This window comes from Amycolatopsis sp. NPDC004772 (genome assembly GCF_053601215.1).
In genome coordinates this window covers 16,208-33,634 of sequence record NZ_JBSGBK010000075.1, presented here as the reverse complement: position 1 = coordinate 33,634, position 17,427 = coordinate 16,208, and the positions used below count along the sequence as shown (strand labels likewise).

At 71.0% G+C, this 17,427-nt stretch carries 15 protein-coding genes and 2 tRNA genes; 5 read left to right on the top strand and 12 right to left on the bottom strand.

Annotated elements, in window-relative coordinates:
- Positions 1–358 precede the first annotated feature (358 nt).
- Positions 359–820, bottom strand: a complete 462-nt coding sequence (locus ACWEF6_RS32950; RefSeq protein WP_449686503.1) for a MarR family winged helix-turn-helix transcriptional regulator — start codon at positions 818–820, stop codon at positions 359–361.
- 131 nt (positions 821–951) lie between these two features.
- Between ACWEF6_RS32950 and ACWEF6_RS32945 the strand changes: the two genes are divergently transcribed.
- Both ACWEF6_RS32945 and ACWEF6_RS32940 read left to right on the top strand, forming a co-directional pair.
- Positions 952–2,136 carry an MFS transporter gene (locus ACWEF6_RS32945; protein ID WP_449686502.1) on the top strand — a complete coding sequence of 395 codons (1,185 nt, stop codon included), beginning with the start codon at positions 952–954 and terminating at the stop codon, positions 2,134–2,136.
- Between the two features lie 23 nt (positions 2,137–2,159).
- A complete protein-coding gene (locus ACWEF6_RS32940) occupies positions 2,160–2,993 on the top strand; it encodes an aldo/keto reductase (RefSeq protein ID WP_449686501.1) in 834 nt (277 codons plus the stop codon).
- A gap of 51 nt (positions 2,994–3,044) precedes the next feature.
- Here ACWEF6_RS32940 and ACWEF6_RS32935 read toward each other — a convergent pair whose 3' ends face one another.
- The 6 genes from ACWEF6_RS32935 to ACWEF6_RS32910 form a co-directional block, all read right to left on the bottom strand.
- Complete coding sequence (locus ACWEF6_RS32935) at positions 3,045–3,281, bottom strand: hypothetical protein (RefSeq protein ID WP_449686500.1); 237 nt, start codon at positions 3,279–3,281, stop codon at positions 3,045–3,047.
- Between the two features lie 87 nt (positions 3,282–3,368).
- The gene (locus ACWEF6_RS32930; RefSeq protein ID WP_310972204.1) at positions 3,369–4,208 is read right to left on the bottom strand and encodes an SAM-dependent methyltransferase; all 840 of its coding nucleotides are present in this window, start codon (positions 4,206–4,208) and stop codon (positions 3,369–3,371) included.
- A 176-nt stretch (positions 4,209–4,384) separates the two neighbouring features.
- Positions 4,385–5,470, bottom strand: a complete 1,086-nt coding sequence (locus ACWEF6_RS32925; protein ID WP_449686515.1) for a hypothetical protein — start codon at positions 5,468–5,470, stop codon at positions 4,385–4,387.
- A 62-nt stretch (positions 5,471–5,532) separates the two neighbouring features.
- Positions 5,533–5,880 (bottom strand): DUF4180 domain-containing protein, encoded by a 348-nt coding sequence (locus tag ACWEF6_RS32920; protein ID WP_449686499.1) that lies wholly within the window; start codon positions 5,878–5,880, stop codon positions 5,533–5,535.
- Positions 5,877–6,731 (bottom strand): alpha/beta fold hydrolase, encoded by an 855-nt coding sequence (locus ACWEF6_RS32915; protein WP_449686498.1) that lies wholly within the window; start codon positions 6,729–6,731, stop codon positions 5,877–5,879. Before ACWEF6_RS32915 ends, ACWEF6_RS32920 begins: the two co-directional genes overlap by 4 nt.
- The gene (locus tag ACWEF6_RS32910; protein WP_449686497.1) at positions 6,728–7,153 is read right to left on the bottom strand and encodes a helix-turn-helix domain-containing protein; all 426 of its coding nucleotides are present in this window, start codon (positions 7,151–7,153) and stop codon (positions 6,728–6,730) included. Before ACWEF6_RS32910 ends, ACWEF6_RS32915 begins: the two co-directional genes overlap by 4 nt.
- A gap of 153 nt (positions 7,154–7,306) precedes the next feature.
- On the opposite strand from ACWEF6_RS32910, the gene ACWEF6_RS32905 reads away from it, so the two are divergent.
- Positions 7,307–7,717, top strand: coding sequence for a hypothetical protein (locus ACWEF6_RS32905; protein ID WP_449686496.1), 411 nt, complete (start codon positions 7,307–7,309; stop codon positions 7,715–7,717).
- Positions 7,718–7,765: 48 nt separating this feature from the next.
- On the opposite strand, the gene ACWEF6_RS32900 is transcribed toward ACWEF6_RS32905, so the two are convergent.
- The 3 genes from ACWEF6_RS32900 to ACWEF6_RS32890 form a co-directional block, all read right to left on the bottom strand.
- Positions 7,766–7,933: a hypothetical protein gene (locus tag ACWEF6_RS32900; RefSeq protein ID WP_449686495.1), complete on the bottom strand. Its 168-nt coding sequence runs from the start codon at positions 7,931–7,933 to the stop codon at positions 7,766–7,768.
- Positions 7,934–8,061: 128 nt separating this feature from the next.
- Positions 8,062–8,604, bottom strand: coding sequence for a type 1 glutamine amidotransferase domain-containing protein (locus ACWEF6_RS32895; protein ID WP_449686494.1), 543 nt, complete (start codon positions 8,602–8,604; stop codon positions 8,062–8,064).
- A gap of 149 nt (positions 8,605–8,753) precedes the next feature.
- Entirely contained in the window at positions 8,754–10,307 is a 1,554-nt protein-coding gene (locus ACWEF6_RS32890; RefSeq protein WP_449686493.1) for a SpoIIE family protein phosphatase, read from the bottom strand.
- A gap of 139 nt (positions 10,308–10,446) precedes the next feature.
- Here ACWEF6_RS32890 and ACWEF6_RS32885 point away from each other — a divergent pair, with 139 nt between their 5' ends.
- Complete coding sequence (locus tag ACWEF6_RS32885) at positions 10,447–15,132, top strand: HAMP domain-containing protein (protein WP_449686514.1); 4,686 nt, start codon at positions 10,447–10,449, stop codon at positions 15,130–15,132.
- Here ACWEF6_RS32885 and ACWEF6_RS32880 read toward each other — a convergent pair.
- Positions 15,084–15,157: transfer RNA gene (locus tag ACWEF6_RS32880), tRNA-Gly, on the bottom strand. The genes ACWEF6_RS32885 and ACWEF6_RS32880 overlap by 49 nt on opposite strands.
- A gap of 80 nt (positions 15,158–15,237) precedes the next feature.
- On the opposite strand from ACWEF6_RS32880, the gene ACWEF6_RS32875 reads away from it, so the two are divergent.
- Positions 15,238–15,314, top strand: a tRNA-Pro gene (locus ACWEF6_RS32875).
- Positions 15,315–15,348: 34 nt separating this feature from the next.
- Here the strand turns inward: ACWEF6_RS32875 and ACWEF6_RS32870 are convergent.
- On the bottom strand, positions 15,349–17,400 hold the full coding sequence (locus ACWEF6_RS32870; RefSeq protein WP_449686492.1) for a hypothetical protein: 2,052 nt from the start codon (positions 17,398–17,400) through the stop codon (positions 15,349–15,351).
- Positions 17,401–17,427: the final 27 nt, after the last annotated feature.

Genomic DNA, 17,427 nt, shown 5'->3' with positions numbered 1-17,427 from the left:
CCACTCGGGCTCGCCGCGGGCGAGCCTTATCAGTTCCGCTACAGCGTTACGCCATTCGAGATCACCGCCAGGCGGAAGCACGTCTCGCAGAAACCGAGCGCCTTCCAGCGCGTAGCGTGCGTCTAGCGCGTGCCACCGCCGCAACCCCGTACCGACCCGAGTCCGCGGACAACATGACGGACAGAGTGCCGCCGACCAGGCTCACCGCGGGCGAGCCTTATCAGTTCCGCTACAGCGGTTACGCCATTCGAGATCACCGCCAGGCGGAAGCACGTCTCGCAGAGACCGAGCGCCTTCCAGCGCGTGGCGTGCGTCGGGCGCGCGCCACCGCCGCAACGCCCATCACGGGCGAGCCCCGTCAGGCCGAGGCGGCCCCGCGGAAACTCAACGCGCCGAGCGCCCCCACCAGCGGAGCCAGCTCCGGCCGTGTCTCCGCCTCCCCGAGCGCCTCCGCCAGCGCCGCGTCGTGCGTCGGACGCGCCGCCGTCAGCAGCGCCTGGCCCGCCGGCGTCACCTCCGTGTAGATCCCCCGGCGGTCGTCCGCGCACAGGTACCGCGCCAGCAACCCGCGCCCCTCGAGCCGGGCCACCAGCCGCGTCGTTGCGGACTGGCTGAGGACCACCGCGTTCGCCAGCTGATTCATCCTCAGGTGGAAGCCGTCCTGGCGGGCCAGGACGTCCAAGACCGTGTACTCGCTCACCGACAGCTCGTGGTCGCGCTCGAGCGCGCGCTGCAGGCGGTCCTCGATGCGCGCGTGGAGCGCGGCCAGCGTTCGCCAGCCCTGCGCGCGTGCTTCGACGGCGTCGTCGTCCAGTGACACGGTTCACCCCTTCCCGGCTTGCGCAGACTGGCCGGCAAGTCGCAAGCTTGTGCAATAACCCGCGTGTGCAACTATCTCGGACGCTTGTAGTTGCCAACGCTCTCAGTCTACTCCGGGAAGAAGGAAGTTCCATGCCCGCCGCTCTGCTCGCACTGGCGATCAGCGCTTTCGGGATCGGCACCACCGAGTTCGTGATCATGGGCCTGCTGCCCGAGGTCGCGGCCGATTTCGGCGTCTCGATCCCGTCCGCAGGCCTGCTCATCTCCGGCTACGCGCTCGGCGTCGTCGTCGGTGCTCCCCTGCTCACCGCGCTGGCCTCGCGCGTGCCGCGCAAGACCGTGCTGGTCGCCCTGATGGGCCTGTTCATCGCCGGCAACGTGCTCTCCGCACTCGCCCCGAGTTACGGCCTGCTGATGACCGGCCGGGTCGTCGCCGCGCTGAGCCATGGTGCGTTCTTCGGCGTCGGCTCGGTCGTCGCCGCATCGCTGGTCGCCCCGGCCAAGCAGGCCGGCGCCATCGCGCTGATGTTCACCGGGCTGACCGTGGCGAACGTCCTCGGCGTGCCCGCCGGCACCGCGCTCGGCCAGGCCTTCGGCTGGCGCTCGACGTTCTGGGTGGTCAGCGCGCTCGGCGTCGCCGGCGCGATCGGCATTCTGACGCTGGTGCCGCACCAGGAACCCGAGCCCGGCGCCGGCCTGCGCGGCGAGCTGGCCGTGTTCCGCCGCCCGCAGGTGTGGCTCGCGCTGGTGATGACCGCGCTCGGCTTCGCCGGGGTGTTCGCGTCCTTCACCTACATCGCCCCGATGATGACCGAGGTCGCGGGCTTCTCCGGCGGCGCCGTCACCTGGCTGCTCGTGCTCTTCGGCGCCGGCCTGTTCGCCGGCAACCTGCTCGGCGGCAGGGCCGCGGACCGCAAGCTGATGCCCAGCCTCTACGTCATCCTCACCGCCCTGGCGCTCGTGCTGGTCGCGTTCGTGTTCACCGCGCACGCGAAGGTGCCCGCGGCGATCACGATCGCGCTGTTCGGCGCGGCCGGCTTCGCCACCGTGCCGCCGCTGCAGGCCCGCGTGCTGGCCAAGGCCGAGGGCGCCCCGGCACTGGCGTCGGCGGCGAACATCGCCGCGTTCAACCTCGGCAACGCCGGTGGCGCGTGGCTCGGCGGCCAGGCCATCGACGCCGGTCTCGGCTATACCGCCCCCAACTGGATCGGCGCCGGGCTCGCCGCGGCGGGCCTCGCCGTGGCGCTCGTCTCCGGACTGCTCGACCGCCGGAATCCGGCTAGTTTCGCAGCCGGGGAACGGGTACTCGCCCGATGAACCACCCACCGAAAGGACCCCTCGTGACCAGCGTGCCCGTCATCGAACTCACCAACGGCGTGCGGATGCCGCAGCTCGGCTACGGCGTGTTCCAGGTCCCGGACGACGAGACCGCCACCGCCGTCAAGGCCGCCCTCGACGCGGGCTACCGCAGCATCGACACCGCGGCCGTCTACGGCAACGAAAAGGGTGTCGGCCAGGCGATCGCCGAGTCCGGCCTCGCCCGCGACGAACTGTTCGTCACCACCAAGCTGTGGAACTCGGCCCAGGGCTACGACTCGACGCTCAAGGCGTTCGACGAGAGCATGACCAAACTCGGCCTGGAGCAGCTGGACCTCTACCTGATCCACTGGCCGACCCCGGCGCGCGACAAGTACCTCGACACCTGGAAGGCGTTCGAGAAGCTGCACGCCGACGGCCGGGTCCGCGCGATCGGCGTCTCCAACTTCCAGCCGGCGCACCTGCAGCGCCTGCTCGACGCCGCCGACGTCGCTCCCGCGGTCAACCAGGTCGAGCTGCACCCGTACCTGCAGCAGCGCGAGCTCCGCGAGTTCGACGCGAAGCACGGCATCGCGACCGAGGCGTGGAGCCCGCTCGCCAAGGGCGGCAGCCTGCTCGGCGACCCGGTGATCGCGGAACTCGCGGTGAAGCACAGCCGGACACCCGCGCAGATCGTGCTGCGCTGGCACCTGCAGCTGGGCAACGTCGTGATCCCGAAGTCGGTGACGCCATCCCGCATCGAGGAGAACTTCGACCTGTTCGGGTTCACCCTCACGGAGGAGGAGATGGAGTCGCTGACCCCGCTGGACCGCGGCGAGCGCACCGGCCCGGACCCCGACACCTTCAACGCCGCCTGACCCGTGCGGCCGCCTCGGGGAACACGTCCCCGAGGCGGCCGGCCACGGCGGTTACCGCACGACGGCCCACAGTTCCCACGACCAGGTCGTGGGCCGGCACTCGAACCGGACGAACCCGCCGGTCTGCACGTACCACTGGCCGTCGGCGTAGCACTCGTACTCGTAGGCCGCGCCGTAGCTCCACTGGTACTTCAGGATCTGGCTGTCCCCCGCGCTGGCCGGCGGCGCGAACACGACCGTCGACGCCAGCGCGCCCATGACGGCGGCGGCTGCGAGCTTCTTCTTCACTTGTCTGTCCCCCGGTTCTCTCTGAACACGTACGAGGGACAAACAATCATGAACCGGGCACGTTTGTCCGCCGAACGGGGGAATTGGTCACTGCTTGCGGGCGACCCCGCCCAGCGTCAGGAAGTTGAGTTCGCCCAGCGGGTGCAGCCGCGGGCCGTCCGGCCACCATTCGTGCAGGTAGACCAGCCCGGGCCGGAGCAGCTCGGTGCCTTCGAAGAAGCCCGCGATCTGGTCCCGGTTGCGGTAGACGCTGCCCAGGCCGGTGCCCTGGAAGCTGGTCTCCAGCAGCCGCGCGAGCTCCTGGCGCGGGGAGTCCTCTTCCGGGTCGAAGTTGTGCGTGAGCAGCAGGAACGACCCGGGCGCGAGCGCGGCCACGTACTCCGCGACGATCGACTTCGCGCGGTCGTAGTCGTCGATGTGGTGCACGATCGAGGTGAGGATCAGCGCCACCGGCCGGGTGAAGTCGAGGTACTCCTTGACGACCTCGTCGGCGAGGGTCTCGGCCGGCCGCGTCAGGTCGGCGCCGGTCACATGGGTCAGGTAGTTCTCTTCGAGCAGCGCCCGGCCGTGCACCTGCACGACCGGGTCGTTGTCGACGTACACCACCTGCGCGTCCGGGTTGTACCGCTGCGCCACCTCGTGGGTGTTTTCCGCGGTCGGCATGCCGGAACCCAGGTCGAGGAACTGGTCGATGCCGCGTTTGCCGGCCAGGAACCGCACCGCGCGCACCAGCCAGTCCCGGTGTTCCTTCGCCATCGCCCGCGCGCCGGGCGCGATGGCCAGCAGCCGCCGCATGGCCTCGCGGTCCACTTCGTAGTGGTCGTGCCCGCCGAGGAGCGCGTCGGACAACCGGGCCAGGCTCGCCTTGCTGAAATCGAGGGCGGCCGCACCGCCCTCGGTTCCGGACCGCAGGTCGCCAGGCGTCATCGGCTGCTCTCCCACTCTGCGCGTGGTGGCGGCACCCCTGCCCGGGCTTCGCTCACCGTGTCCGGCAACGGACAGTGCTCAGATTACGACATGGGGTGCACCAAGTGAACCGGGCACAAGGGCCTTGCCTGCCAGGGACAACGACCCGATCGGGGGGCCACCCGGCCCGGAGATCGTTACGGGAAACGCAGTTCCCGCCACGTGCGTCCCCCATCCGTGGTCCGGTACACCGCGGCCCCGCCGAAGGCGTCCGGCTGCCCGTCGACGACGACTCCCGTGCCGCCGCCGGTGAAGTCGAGATCGGTCAACGCGAAGCCCCGGTCCGGCAGCTCCAGCGTCGTCCACGTCCGGCCGCCGTCCGCCGTGTGGTGCAGGAACCCCACCCCGCCGCCGATGGCCGCGACCGTCGCCGACGTCGGCGAGGCCGCCGCGAAGCCCTGGTTGATGCCCGCGAACGGCACCGCGTCGTCCCCGCTGAACCGCGCGCCCAGCTGCGGGGCGTGGCGCAGCTGCCGCTCCATCGAACCCGGCTGCGGCGAGCCCGGGCTGCCGCTGCACAACGCCACCACCCGGCGCTCGCGGACACCCGCGAGCGAGGCCACCTGCCCGTCCGGGCACGGCGGCTCCGCCGGGGTGAACCGGGCGCCGTCGCGGGAGGTCCAGTACCGCTCGGTGCCGTAGTCCGCGCCGAGCGCCACCTGCAGGCCGCCGCCGATCGCCAGGTCGCCGTAGGTGAGACCGCCGGTGACCTCGAACCCCGGCACCGGGACCAGCACCGGCGAACCGGCGGCCCCCGAGTACAACCGGGTCGAGCCGCGGCCCTCGCCGTAGCTGGTCAGCATGGCGAAGACGCGGCCGCCGGTTTCGGCGATCTTCGAGAGGTAGTACGGCTCCCGCGCCCCGGCCAGGGTGACCGGCCGCCAGCTGGCCCCGCCGTCGCGGGTCGCGAGCACGTGGACGCCGTCTTCGACATACGCGACGCGGTCACCGAAGAACCGCAGCGCCACGTGGTTGTGGTTGTCCGGCAGCGACATCGGCGGCGCGCCCAGCCGCCGCCAGTGCCGCCCGGCGTCGCTCGTGCCCAGCAGCACCGGGCACCACGCCTGCGCGCACGGCGAGTACCCCAGGACGTACCCGGTGTCCGGCCCGGTCCAGCTCGTCGAGGCCGGTTGGAATCCGGACGGGATCACCGGTTCCGCGCTCGCGGGCGAGGCGAACGCGGTCAGGAGGGCGAGGACGGACACCAGCAGCGCACATCTCATGATCACCTGACGCCCCGCGCCCGGCGATGGTTGCCCAGCACGGGACGGTTGCGCCGCCCGGCTCAGCGCCGTGCGGCCAGCCGGGCGTCGAGCTCGGCGAGGTCGGCCACGAACCAGACGTCCTTGCCGCGGTTCGATTCCCGCACGACGTCGCGGAACGCGGTGCTCGCTTCGACGTGCGAGCGGACATCGCCGAGGAGCACCAGCCGGTAGCCGTACTGGACGATCTTGGAGAAGAAGTGCCCGATGAGCTTTTCGTGCATGTCGAAGAACCGGGCCGGGAACCGCTCGACCGGCACGACGAGGACGTCGGCACCGCGGCCGTAGGTGGCGCCGATCAGGTCGAGGGCGTCCTGCTCGGTGCTCAGCTCGGGTCCTTCGGCGGGCTCGAACCACACCCCGGCGATCACGATCGCTTCCCTTCCAAGAACGTGGTGGCAAGGGCGGCCCAGCCCGGCAGGAAGTGCCCGGCGTCCTCGGCCAGCCGGACGTCGGCGTCCGGGAGGGCCTGCCGCAGGTTCGCCGCCGCGTCCCGCTGGTCGAGGAGGACGTCTCGTGCCCCGAACTGCGCCTGCACCGGCATCACCAGTTCCCGCAGGCGGTCGACCGGGAACACCGGGATCGCCCCCAGCCGCGGCTTGAAGTGCTCGAACGTCGCCAGGGTGAACTCGCCGACCGCGCGCCGCCCCGGGTCGGGCGGGCTGCCCTGGGCGACCATGGCGAGCGACCGGCGGCGGCCCCAGTCGCCGAGAAGGCTGTAGGCGGCGAACTTCAGCAGCGGCGCGGTCCGGCGCCGGCCGAGCCCGGACGGGTTGACCAGCGCCAGCGCGGCGACCCGCTCGGGACGGCGGAGCGCGTAGTCCAGCGCCCACCAGCCACCCAGCGAGGTGCCGAGGAACGCCGCGCGCGGCAGTGCGAGCCCGTCGAGGACGTCGTCGAGCCACTCGGCGTACGCGGGCGACCCGAGCGCGGGCCGCGCCTCGACGGTGCGGCCCGGCTCGCCGGGCGCGTCGACCGCGTACACCCGCAGCCGCCCGGCCAACGTGGCGATGTCCGGCAGCCAGTGCGCGGCGGTGCCGCCGGACCCCTGCAGCGCGACGACCGGTGGCGCGTCCACCGGACCGGACACCACGGCGAAGGTGTCCCCCAGCCGAGTGGCCGGCGTGCGGCGCTCGGACGGCACCGGCCAGCGGTCCAGCAGCGTGTCGTAGCGTTCGCGGACCGCGGCCGCCCCGGCCGCCGACCGGTAGATCGCGGTCACGTCAGGTTCTCCGCGATCGAGGCGACCCACCGCAGCAGGTCGGCCCCGGCCGCCAGGTCGCCGAGCACGATGATCTTCATGGTGGCGCGCTCCCCGTCGTAGATGGTTTCGACACGCAGAGGCCGCTCGCCCCCGTCACGCGGCCCGTTCACCGAGGCCACGACCATGGTCGCGATGCGGTCGGCACCCGCCCGGTCGACGCCGGCGAGCTCGACGACCCCCGACAGCTCCGCGACCGGGCCCGCGGCCCGCTCCGCGACCGGCAGCCCGGTGAAGGCCGCCAGGTCCTCGGCCGTGATCCGGTACTGCTTGCCGATCCGGACGGCCTTCAGCCGCCCGTCCCGTACGTAGTTCCGGACCGTCCGGACGTGCAGGCCGAGCTTCGCGGCGACCTGTTCGACGGAGTAGACGTCCCGCGCCATGACCCTCCTCGCGTTCCTCAAAATACCCTATCACCCCCTCCATAGGGAAGTTTGAGGAGTATGCGGTTCGCTCACCCGGGTGACGGGTATTCCGAGGTGTTGTTCCTGCCCACGCAGATACGTCCACATCGGACAGTCGAAGGGACGCCGACGATGCCGTATCCCCCGCCCCCGGAGCCGTACGGAACGCCGTACGAGCCCGCCCCCACCGAAGAGATCGTGGAGCGCACCCACCCGCGCCTCCGGGCCGTGCGCACGATCAACGCCCTGATCCACCTGGTCTGCGCGGTGTTCGCGCTGGTCCTGGCCGTGCACATCGTGCTGGTGCTGGGCGGGGCGAACTCGGCCAACGGCTTCGCGCACCTGATCTCGGAGTGGTCGGCGGGCGTTTCGCTCGGCCTGCGGAACCTCTTCACACCGGACTCGGAGGGGCTGCGGACGTTCCTCAACGACGGCCTCGCCGCCGTCCTCTGGCTGATCATCGGCGCCATCCTGACCGACGTCATCGCCCGGATCGGCGCGCCCGGCCCGCGGCGCGTCTGGTACCGGCGCAGCTACCGCTGAGCCACGAAGAAGGCCTCCCCGGCGTACCGGGGAGGCCTTCTTCGTGGGCTATCGGGCCTGGGGCTGGTCGGCACCGGGTTGGACCGGCTCCGGCTCGGGTGCCGGCAGGGCCTGGTCGGCGGGCTCGCCACCGCGGGGTGCGGGAACGCCCTCGGCGGCGATCGCGTCGAAGTGTTCACGGCACCAGCGGCCGTAGCGCCTTGCGTGCACAGTCATCGCGTCCACCTCCTCTCGTCGGGCGATCCTCGTCACACACCAGCGTCCTCCGCCGCGGTGCCGAAAGCCAACAGATTTAAGCGGGACTTAAGACACGGACGGGTGAACGTCCACAGAGGACGCTGGCCTCAGCCCGCGAACTCCCGCACGACCGTCCGGCAGAAGGCCGGCAGGTCGTCCGGGTTACGGCTGGAGACCAGTCCGCCGTCCACCACCACCTCTTCGTCGACCACGGTGGCACCGGCGTTACGCAGGTCCGTCCGGATGCTCGGGTACGACGTCAGCGTGCGGCCACGCACGACATCCGCTTCGACGAGCGTCCACGGACCGTGGCAGATCACCCCGACCGGCTTGCCGGCCCGCACGAAGTCGCCGACGAACTTCACCGCCGCGGCGTCCGTGCGGAGGTTGTCCGGGTTCATCGTGCCGCCGGGCAGCAGCAGGGCGTCGAAGTCGCCGATTCCGACGTCGGCGACCTTCCGGTCCACCGCGAACCGGTCACCCTTGTCGATGTCGCCGTTCATCGCCTGGATCTCCCCGGTGTCCAGGGAAACCAGCTCGACCGTCGCGCCCTCGTCGAGGACGGCCTGGCGCGGCTGCTCCAGCTCGACCTGTTCGACGCCGTCCGCGGCCAGGATCGCGACCCGGCGGCCTTGCAATGCGTTCGCCATGGGGCTCCTCCGTCGGAAAAACTGAGTGCACCGAGGTAATTACCCCCTCGCCCAGGCGTCAAACCAAGTCCATTGAGGACAGTGCGGTGACATTCGGGGCTTCGCCCCGAGCCGGGGGCTCCGCCACCCGGACCCCCGCAAGAAGGGGGTCAGTCCCCACATTCGATGGCAAGCACGGCGATATCGTCATGTGCGGAGCTCCCGAGCCAGTCCCGGACCGACTGGCGCAGCTGCCGCACGACCTCCCGGGCGGGCTCCCCGGCCGCCGCCGTGAGCACGGCGCGCAACCGGTCGTCTCCGAAGAGTTCCGTCTGGTCGTGCCGGTTGCGGGCTTCGGTGATGCCGTCGGTGTACAGCAGACAGACGTCGCCGCGCTCCAACCGCACCTCCGCCTCGGCGAAGCGGGCCTGCGGCGAAATGCCGACCAGCGTGCCCGGCACCGTGACCTCCTCGACCACGCCCGAGCGCCGGACGATCAGCGGCGCCGGGTGGCCGCCGGAGGCCAGCGTGAGGCCGACCCCGCCGTCGGACGGCCGGGCCGAGCCGAGCACCAGGGTGGCGAACCGGCTGCTGCCGCCGGCGATGAGCAGCTCGTTGAGCAGCCGCAGCAGCGTGCGGCCGTCGCGCTCGACCATGGCGAGCGCGGTCAGGGCGTGCCGGACCCGGCCGGTCAGCGCGGCGGCCTCGGGGCCCTTGCCGCAGACGTCGCCGAGCACCAGGAACGCGCTGCCGTCGTCGCGGGGCAGGACGTCGAAGAAGTCGCCGCCGACGGTGAGGACTCCGCCGGCCGGCTCGTACCAGGTCTCGAACCGGGCGCCGTCGAGCTCCGGCGGGTCGGCCGGGCGCAGCGTCGTCTCCAGGCCGCGGGTCGCCTCCTCCTGCCGGGCGTAGCGCTGGGCGTTGGCCAGCGCCGTCCCGGCCGCCACGGCGAACTCCGCCACCGCACGGGACTGCTCGGCACCGAACTCGGCGTCGCCGCGGCGGCCCAGCAGCAGGGCCCCGGTGACGCCGGCGCTCGCGTTCGGCCCGAGCGAGACAACCGAGACGTCGGCGTGCCCCGCGAACCGGTCGGCGACCACCGACGGCAGCGTGGCGACCTCGGGCTCGGGCACCGGCGCCTGCTGGGGCGGCCCGATGGCCCCGAACGTCGCCGCCAGCACCGGCGCGGCCTGGGCCGGCACCCGCCGGATCCGGCCGTGGCCCTGCGCGGCCGGCCGCTCGCAGCTCCACCACTCCCACCGGCCACGGGTGGTCGGCAGCAGCACGAAGACGGTCTCGGCCAGCGCGGACGCGGCCAGTTCGGCGATCACCCGGGCGGTGCCGTGCCGCCCGCGCGCGGCGGCCAGCCGCGGACCGGCCTCGGCCAGGAAGTCACCGACGTGCCGCCGCGGGACGTCGTCCGCGAGGACGGTCCAGGAGTGCCATCCGCCGGGCAGGGCCCGGATCCGCGCCGGACGCCGGTGCCCGGCCGATTCGACGTGCCCGGAGGTCTCGGTGACCGCGTGCAGCTGCGGCTCGGCGGCCCCGGTCAGGGCCCGCGCCGCCGGGTTCGCCCAGCGCACCACGCCGGCGTCGTCCTGCAGGAACACCGCGTCCCGGACGTCTTCGAGGGCCGCTCGGGTGAAGGCGTCGATGCCCGGCGGCCCGCCGTCACCGGTCATCGGCGGCAGGGCCGCCGAAGCCGGGGCCGGACGTGACACCATGCACGGACCTCCTGCCTCCGGACTGCTGTCGCACGGCTACCGCGTGAGCGGGCGGGCTGGCTCGAAGTGTAGGGCGAAGCATGGCACGCTGGGTCGACGACCATGGCTGGCGCATGCGTGGTGGAGAGGGTCGGCACACATGACAACGGAATCCCAGAGCGAGGCGGCCGCGCTGGAGCGGGTGCTGGTCGCGGTGCGGGATCTCGGGGACGGCAACTTCCGCCGGCGGCTCGTCCCGCACGGCGACGGCATCTCGGCGCAGCTCGCCGTCGCGTTCAACGACATCGCCGAGCGCAACCAGCGGCTGGTCAGCGAGCTGCTGCGGGTCCGCGCGGCCGTCGGGCAGGAGGGCCGGCTCAGCGAGCGGCTCGAAGGCCAGGTCGGCACCGGTGGCTGGACCACCGCCGTCGACGCGGTGAACGGCCTGGTCGAGGACCTCACCCGGCCGGCGATCGAGCTGGAGCGGGTGCTCGGCGGGGTCGCCGACGGCGACCTGTCCCAGCCGATGACGCTGACCCTCGACGGGCGCCCGCTGCAGGGCGCGTACGCCACGCTGGCGAAGACGGTCAACGGCCTCATCGCGCAGCTGTCGCGCTTCGCCGCCGAAGTGACGAGGCTCTCCCGTGAGATCGCGGGTGAGGGACGTCTCGGCGGCCAGGCCGTCGTCCCGGGCGTGTCGGGCACCTGGCGCGACCTCACCGACTCGGTCAACTTCATGGCCGACAACCTCACCGAGCAGGTCCGCAACATCGCCCAGGTCACCACGGCCGTCGCGCGCGGCGACCTGACCCAGAAGATCAACGTCGACGCCCGCGGCGAGATCCTCGAGCTCAAGAACACCATCAACACGATGGTCGACCAGCTCTCGGCGTTCGCCGACGAGGTCACCCGCGTCTCCCGCGAGGTCGGCTCGGACGGCAAGCTCGGCGGCCAGGCCCAGGTGCCGGGTGTCGCCGGGACGTGGCGCGACCTCACCGACTCGGTCAACCTGATGGCCGACAACCTGACCGACCAGGTCCGCGGGATCTCCCAGGTGGCGACCGCGGTGGCCAGCGGCGACCTGACGAAGAAGATCGACGTCGACGCCCGCGGCGAGATCCTGCAGCTGAAGACCACGCTGAACACGATGGTCGACCAGCTCTCGGCGTTCGCCGGCGAAGTCACCCGCGTGGCGCGCGAGGTCGGCAGCGAGGGCAAGCTGGGCGGGCAGGCGGAGGTGCCCGGCGCGGCCGGGACGTGGCGCAGCCTCACCGACTCGGTCAACCAGATGGCCGACAACCTGACCGACCAGGTCCGCAACATCTCGCACGTGACCACGGCGGTGGCGAAGGGCGACCTGACGCAGAAGATCACCGTCGACGCCCGCGGCGAGTTCTTCGAGCTCAAGACGACCATGAACACCATGGTGGACCAGCTGTCCGCCTTCGCCGACGAAGTCACCCGAGTGGCGCGCGAGGTCGGTACCGAGGGCCAGTTGGGCGGGCAGGCGCAGGTCCCGGGGGTCGCGGGCACGTGGCGCGACCTGACCGGGTCCGTGAACTTCATGGCGAACAACCTGACCACCCAGGTCCGCAACATCGCCCAGGTCGCGACGGCCGTCGCGCGCGGCGACCTGACCCAGAAGATCGCGGTCGACGCCCGCGGCGAGATCCTGGAACTGAAGACCACGCTGAACACGATGGTGGACCAGCTGTCCGCCTTCGCGGACGAAGTCACCCGGGTGGCGCGGGAGGTCGGCACCGAGGGGAAGCTCGGCGGCCAGGCCACCGTGCCCGGCGTCGCCGGCACCTGGAAGGACCTCACCGACAACGTCAACTCGATGGCGAACAACCTGACCGACCAGGTCCGGAACATCGCCACGGTGACGGCGGCGGTGGCGAAGGGCGACCTGACGCAGAAGATCACCGTCGACGCCCGCGGCGAGATCCTCGAACTCAAGACCACGCTGAACACGATGGTCGACCAGCTGTCCGCCTTCGCCGACGAAGTCACCCGGGTGGCGCGCGAAGTCGGCACCGAAGGCATCCTCGGTGGTCAGGCGCGGGTCCGCGGCGTCGCGGGCACCTGGAAGGACCTCACCGACAACGTCAACGTCATGGCCGACAACCTGACCGACCAGGTCCGCAACATCGCCACCGTGGCGAGCGCGGTGGCCAACGGCGACCTGTCGAAGAAGATCCGGATCGAGGCCCAGGGCGAGGTCGCGGCGCTGGCCGAGACGCTGAACGGGATGGTCGAGACGCTGCGCGCGTTCGCCGACGAGGTCACCCGGGTCGCCCGCGAGGTCGGCACGGAAGGCATCCTCGGCGGCCAGGCCAGGGTCCCCGGCGTCGCCGGGACGTGGAAGGACCTGACCGAGAACGTCAACTTCATGGCGCACAACCTGACCAGCCAGGTGCGCAACATCTCGCAGGTCACGACAGCGGTCGCGAAGGGCGACCTGACGAAGAAGATCGACGTCGACGCCCGCGGCGAGATCCTCGAGCTCAAGACCACGATGAACACGATGGTCGACCAGCTTTCGGCGTTCGCCTCGGAAGTCACGCGCGTGGCGCGCGAGGTCGGCACCGAGGGCAAGCTGGGCGGCCAGGCCGAGGTCGGCGGCGTGTCGGGCACCTGGCAGCGGCTCACCGAGAGCGTGAACCAGCTGGCCGGGAACCTGACCACCCAGGTCCGCGCGATCGGCCAGGTGGCCACCGCGGTGACCGCGGGCGACCTGACCCGGCACATCACCGTGGACGCCTCCGGCGAGCTGGCGGACCTCAAGGACAACATCAACCAGATGATCGCGAACCTCAAGGAGACGACGAGGACCAACCGCGAGCAGGACTGGCTGAAGACGAACCTCGCGCAGCTGTCGGGCCGGATGCAGGGGCACCGCGACCTGGTCTCGGTCGCGGCGCTGATCCTGTCCGAACTCGCCCCGCTGGTCCGGGCGCAGCAGGGCGCGTTCTTCCTGGCCCGCGAGGACGACCGGGACGGCACGGTGCTCGAGTGCATCGCGGCGTACGGGCTCGCGGAGTCGCGCGCGGGGCTGCGGTTCGCGATGGGCGAGTCGCTGATCGGGCAGGCCGCGGTCGACCAGCGCACGGTGTTGGTGCACAACGCGCCGCCGGAGTACGCGCTGATCTCGTCCGGGCTCGGCTCGGTTGCGCCGGTGAACCTGATCGTGCTGCCGGTGCTGTTCCAGGGCGAGGTGCTCGGGGTGCTGGAGCTGGCCTCGGTGAACGAGTTCAGCACGGTCCACCAGGACCTGCTGGAGCAGCTGCGGCACACGATCGGCGTCAACGTGAACACGATCCTGTCGAACTCGCGGACCGAGGCGCTGCTGACCGAGTCGCAGCGGCTGGCCCAGGAGCTGCGGGCCCGGTCGGAGCAGCTGCAGGCCCAGCAGGGCGAGCTGCGGCGGTCCAACACCGAGCTGGCCGAGAAGGCGGCGCTGCTGGCCCAGCAGAACCGCGACATCGAGGTCAAGAACAGCGAGATCGAGCAAGCGCGGCAGGAGCTCGAGGAGCGGGCCGGGCAGCTGACGGTGGCCTCGCAGTACAAGACCGAGTTCATGGCGAACATGTCGCACGAGCTGCGGACGCCGTTGAACAGCGCGTTGATCCTGGCGAAGCTGCTGTCGGAGAACCCGGAAGGGAACCTGACGGAGAAGCAGATCCAGTTCGCGAAGACGATCTACGCGGCTGGGTCGGACCTGCAACAGCTGATCAACGACATCCTGGACCTGGCCAAGGTCGAGGCCGGCCGGCTGGACATGCAGATGTCCGACATCACGCTGCCGGAGCTGGTGGACTACGTCGAGTCCCTGTGCCGCCCGCTGACCGCGGACAAGGGCCTGGAGTTCGCCGTCCACATCGACCCGCCGGTGCCCGGCAGCGTCCACACCGACGAGCACCGCCTCCAGCAGATCCTCCGGAACCTGCTGTCGAACGCGGCGAAGTTCACCAACGAGGGCGGCGTCCGGTTGCACATCCGCGCGGCGGACCCGGCGGAGGTGGAGCAGGAGTCCCTGAAGAACGCGCCGGGCATCATCGCGTTCGCGGTCGAGGACACCGGCATCGGTATCCCCGAGGAGAAGCTGGCGGTCATCTTCGAGGCGTTCCGCCAGGCGGACGGCACGACGAGCCGCAAGTACGGCGGCACGGGCCTGGGGCTGAACATCAGCCAGCAGCTCACCGAGCTCCTGGGCGGCGAGCTGCGCGTGGTGAGCGAGCCGGGCGTGGGCTCGACGTTCACCCTGTACCTCCCGGTGGCGGCGGCCAACCTGGTGGACCCGGCCCTGACGGCGCTGTCCTCCCCACGGCTGCCGTCGGTGCCCAGCACGGTGCTGGTGGCGGCCCCGGACGTGACCCCCAAGCGCTTCCACGGCGAGAAGGTCCTGATCGTCGACGACGACCTGCGCAACGTGTTCGCCCTGGCGGCGGTCCTGGAGCAGGCGGGCCTGGACGTGATCTACGCGGAGACGGGCGTCGACGGCATCCGCGCCCTGGAGCGCAACGAGGACACGGCCCTGGTCCTGATGGACGTGATGATGCCGGAACTGGACGGCAACGCCACGATCGCGGCCATCAGGGCGGAGGCGGCCAACGCGGACCTGCCGGTGATCGCGGTCACAGCCAAGGCAACAGCGGAGGACCGAGCCCGAACGCTGGCCAGCGGCGCGGACGACTACATCACGAAGCCGGTGGACACGGACAAGCTGCTGGACGTGATCGCGGCATCCTTGGAGGCGGACGCCGCGTCAACGCGCGACGCCGCCTCTTACGACGGTGGAGCGGGTGACGGGAATCGAACCCGCGTAGCTAGTTTGGAAGACTAGGGCTCTACCATTGAGCTACACCCGCGTGCCCCCGGAGGTACCCGGGTGCGCGGCCAGCTTAGCGTGACCCGCTAGGCTGATCACACACCCCCCTGGGGGTGGACCCGGGATGTGGCGCAGCTTGGTAGCGCATCCGCTTTGGGAGCGGAGGGTCGCAGGTTCAAATCCTGTCATCCCGACCAGATGGATCGACGGCTTGACCGGCGGAGACGCCGGTCAAGCCGGGTTCGGGGCCAGGCGGTCCTGCAGCGTCGCGTGGCGGAACTGGTACGCCGGGCCGATGGAGCGGAGCAGGTGACGCTCGCGGGCGTCCTCGAGGAAGCGGCCGAGGCGCAGCGGGGTCCGGTAGCGGATCGCCAGGTAGGCCTGGGCGACCATGGTCATCCAGGCCTGGGACACCATCAGCCCCGCGAGCAAGCCCATGCCCGTCCACGTCATGAGCGACCAGAAAATCTCACTGCCCGTGTTCCACGCCAGCCGATCGAGCTGATCGGCAGCACCCAAAAGCGGAAGCCACACGACAAAACCGACGGTTTTCAGCAGGACATCGTTTCGCCACAGATCAACCGAACTCAGTCCGGTCGATCCATCCGACAGATAGTACGCAGAAACAAATAAACTCAACAACGAACCGACTACTCCCGAGGCAATTCCGGGGAGCAGCCCCGAAAATACGCCGGAAAGCACGGCGAAGAACACTCCTGCCACCGCCGCGGTGACGAGCGCTTCCGACTTCAGCAACTGGCGGGTGAAAATTTTGTCGATGACGACCGGGCGAACGCCGCCGACCAGGCCGGACGCAACGCCACCCAGAAGTCCGGGCGCGAGAGAGATCCCCAGGATGAGCAGCCATTCACTCTCGAAAGTCCTCAGCCTCCCCAGGAAGACGATTGTCAGAACGACACCAGAGAAGACCGCACCCAAAGAGGCACTGAGCGTCACACGAACACGCACGGGCAACCAGCCGGGGATTCTCCACCGCTCGAGCTCACGCGTGTTCTCGTCCCTCAGTCGTTCGGCAACCAGTGTGAGCGTGCGCAAGGCGACAGCGGGAGAATAGCGAGAGCGCCGATGCGGGGAATACGCAGCCTCGATGGCCTGGTCGAGCAGGTACTCGGTCACCGTCCGCGCGTCCGGGAACCGCTCCACATCGAGCAGCTCATCGATCGCGCCCACCGGAGAACCCTCGACCGGGCGAGGCGGGTAAATGTCCCGGATCAGCGAGATCGTCAACGGACTCGCCAACGCCCGGGCCACCGGGCTCTCCGGGCTCCCATTGAGCGCCCCGACCAGCTTCACCCATGGCCGCGGTGCCGGTTCGGTGATCCCCTGCAGCAGGTACGTCGCCGCGTCGGCCGGCGTCGGTGGCTTCAGCTCGAGGGCGACCGCCCCGGCCAGGACACCGTGCTGGACCGTGTCGAGAAGTTCTTGGGTCCGGAACAGCAGGACCAGCCGGACGCTCGTCTGCCGGCCGAGCTCTCGCAGCACCGCCGGGCGGATCGCCGCCGGGATTTCGTCGAGACCGTCGAGGAACACCGCGATGCGGCCGTCGCGGAGGAGGTTCGACACCTGGCGGCGGCCGCGGCGACCGGGCAACGCCGCCGACTCCGCCAGCTTTGTCGCCACCCAGTCCGGGAACGACGTGCGGTCCGGGTCCCAGCCGTGGAGCGTGAACATCACCGGGACCGGGATCCGGGCGCGTTGATCAGGCGATGTCTGCGCACGACGGTAGTGCAGCGCGTCCAGGAGCAGCAGCACCGCGGCCGAGCTCTTGCCCGCTCCCGGACCGCCGACCAGGATCAGGCGACCCGAGGCGAGGCCGCCGTAGATCCGGTGCACCGTCCGGTGCGTGCCTTCCCGAAGCTGGGCGGCCGTGACGTGGTCGATGCCCGGCAGCGGGTCGAACGCGCGTGGCCTGGTCGCCGCCGACACGGGGCCGGCGACCGGCTCCGGACAGCGGCGCCAGCGGATCGGCAACGGCACCGGCTGGAGCAGACCCCGTTCCGCGGCGGCAGCCTCCCACTGCGACCGCATGGCCGCCGCGAGGTTGTCGACGAGCCGGTCGACGTCCGCGCCGCTGATCTTCCGGCGGCTGCCGAGGAGCTGCCACAACGCGATCAGCGTGCCGAGCGCGGCGAGGACGAACTGGCCGTAACCACTGGCGTTGCCGCGTTCGGCGGGCTCCAGCAAGGTCACCTGGAAGACCCACCACCCCAGCCCGGCCGCCACCAAGCCGATCGCGAAGCCCCACCACCGCCGACGCACCATGCCGATTCAGTCGCTCGTCCCCGACGT

Bases quoted from the DNA above. Each gene is read 5' to 3' on its own strand.
- ACWEF6_RS32870 (WP_449686492.1), bottom strand. From the start codon at position 17,400: ATGGTGCGTCGGCGGTGGTGGGGCTTCGCGATCGGCTTGGTGGCGGCC.
- ACWEF6_RS32930 (WP_310972204.1), bottom strand. From the start codon at position 4,208: ATGACGCCTGGCGACCTGCGGTCCGGAACCGAGGGCGGTGCGGCCGCC.
- ACWEF6_RS32895 (WP_449686494.1), bottom strand. From the start codon at position 8,604: ATGGCGAACGCATTGCAAGGCCGCCGGGTCGCGATCCTGGCCGCGGAC.
- ACWEF6_RS32900 (WP_449686495.1), bottom strand. From the start codon at position 7,933: ATGACTGTGCACGCAAGGCGCTACGGCCGCTGGTGCCGTGAACACTTC.
- ACWEF6_RS32890 (WP_449686493.1), bottom strand. From the start codon at position 10,307: ATGGTGTCACGTCCGGCCCCGGCTTCGGCGGCCCTGCCGCCGATGACC.
- ACWEF6_RS32945 (WP_449686502.1), top strand. From the start codon at position 952: ATGCCCGCCGCTCTGCTCGCACTGGCGATCAGCGCTTTCGGGATCGGC.
- ACWEF6_RS32905 (WP_449686496.1), top strand. From the start codon at position 7,307: ATGCCGTATCCCCCGCCCCCGGAGCCGTACGGAACGCCGTACGAGCCC.
- ACWEF6_RS32910 (WP_449686497.1), bottom strand. From the start codon at position 7,153: ATGGCGCGGGACGTCTACTCCGTCGAACAGGTCGCCGCGAAGCTCGGC.
- ACWEF6_RS32885 (WP_449686514.1), top strand. From the start codon at position 10,447: ATGACAACGGAATCCCAGAGCGAGGCGGCCGCGCTGGAGCGGGTGCTG.
- ACWEF6_RS32925 (WP_449686515.1), bottom strand. From the start codon at position 5,470: ATGAGATGTGCGCTGCTGGTGTCCGTCCTCGCCCTCCTGACCGCGTTC.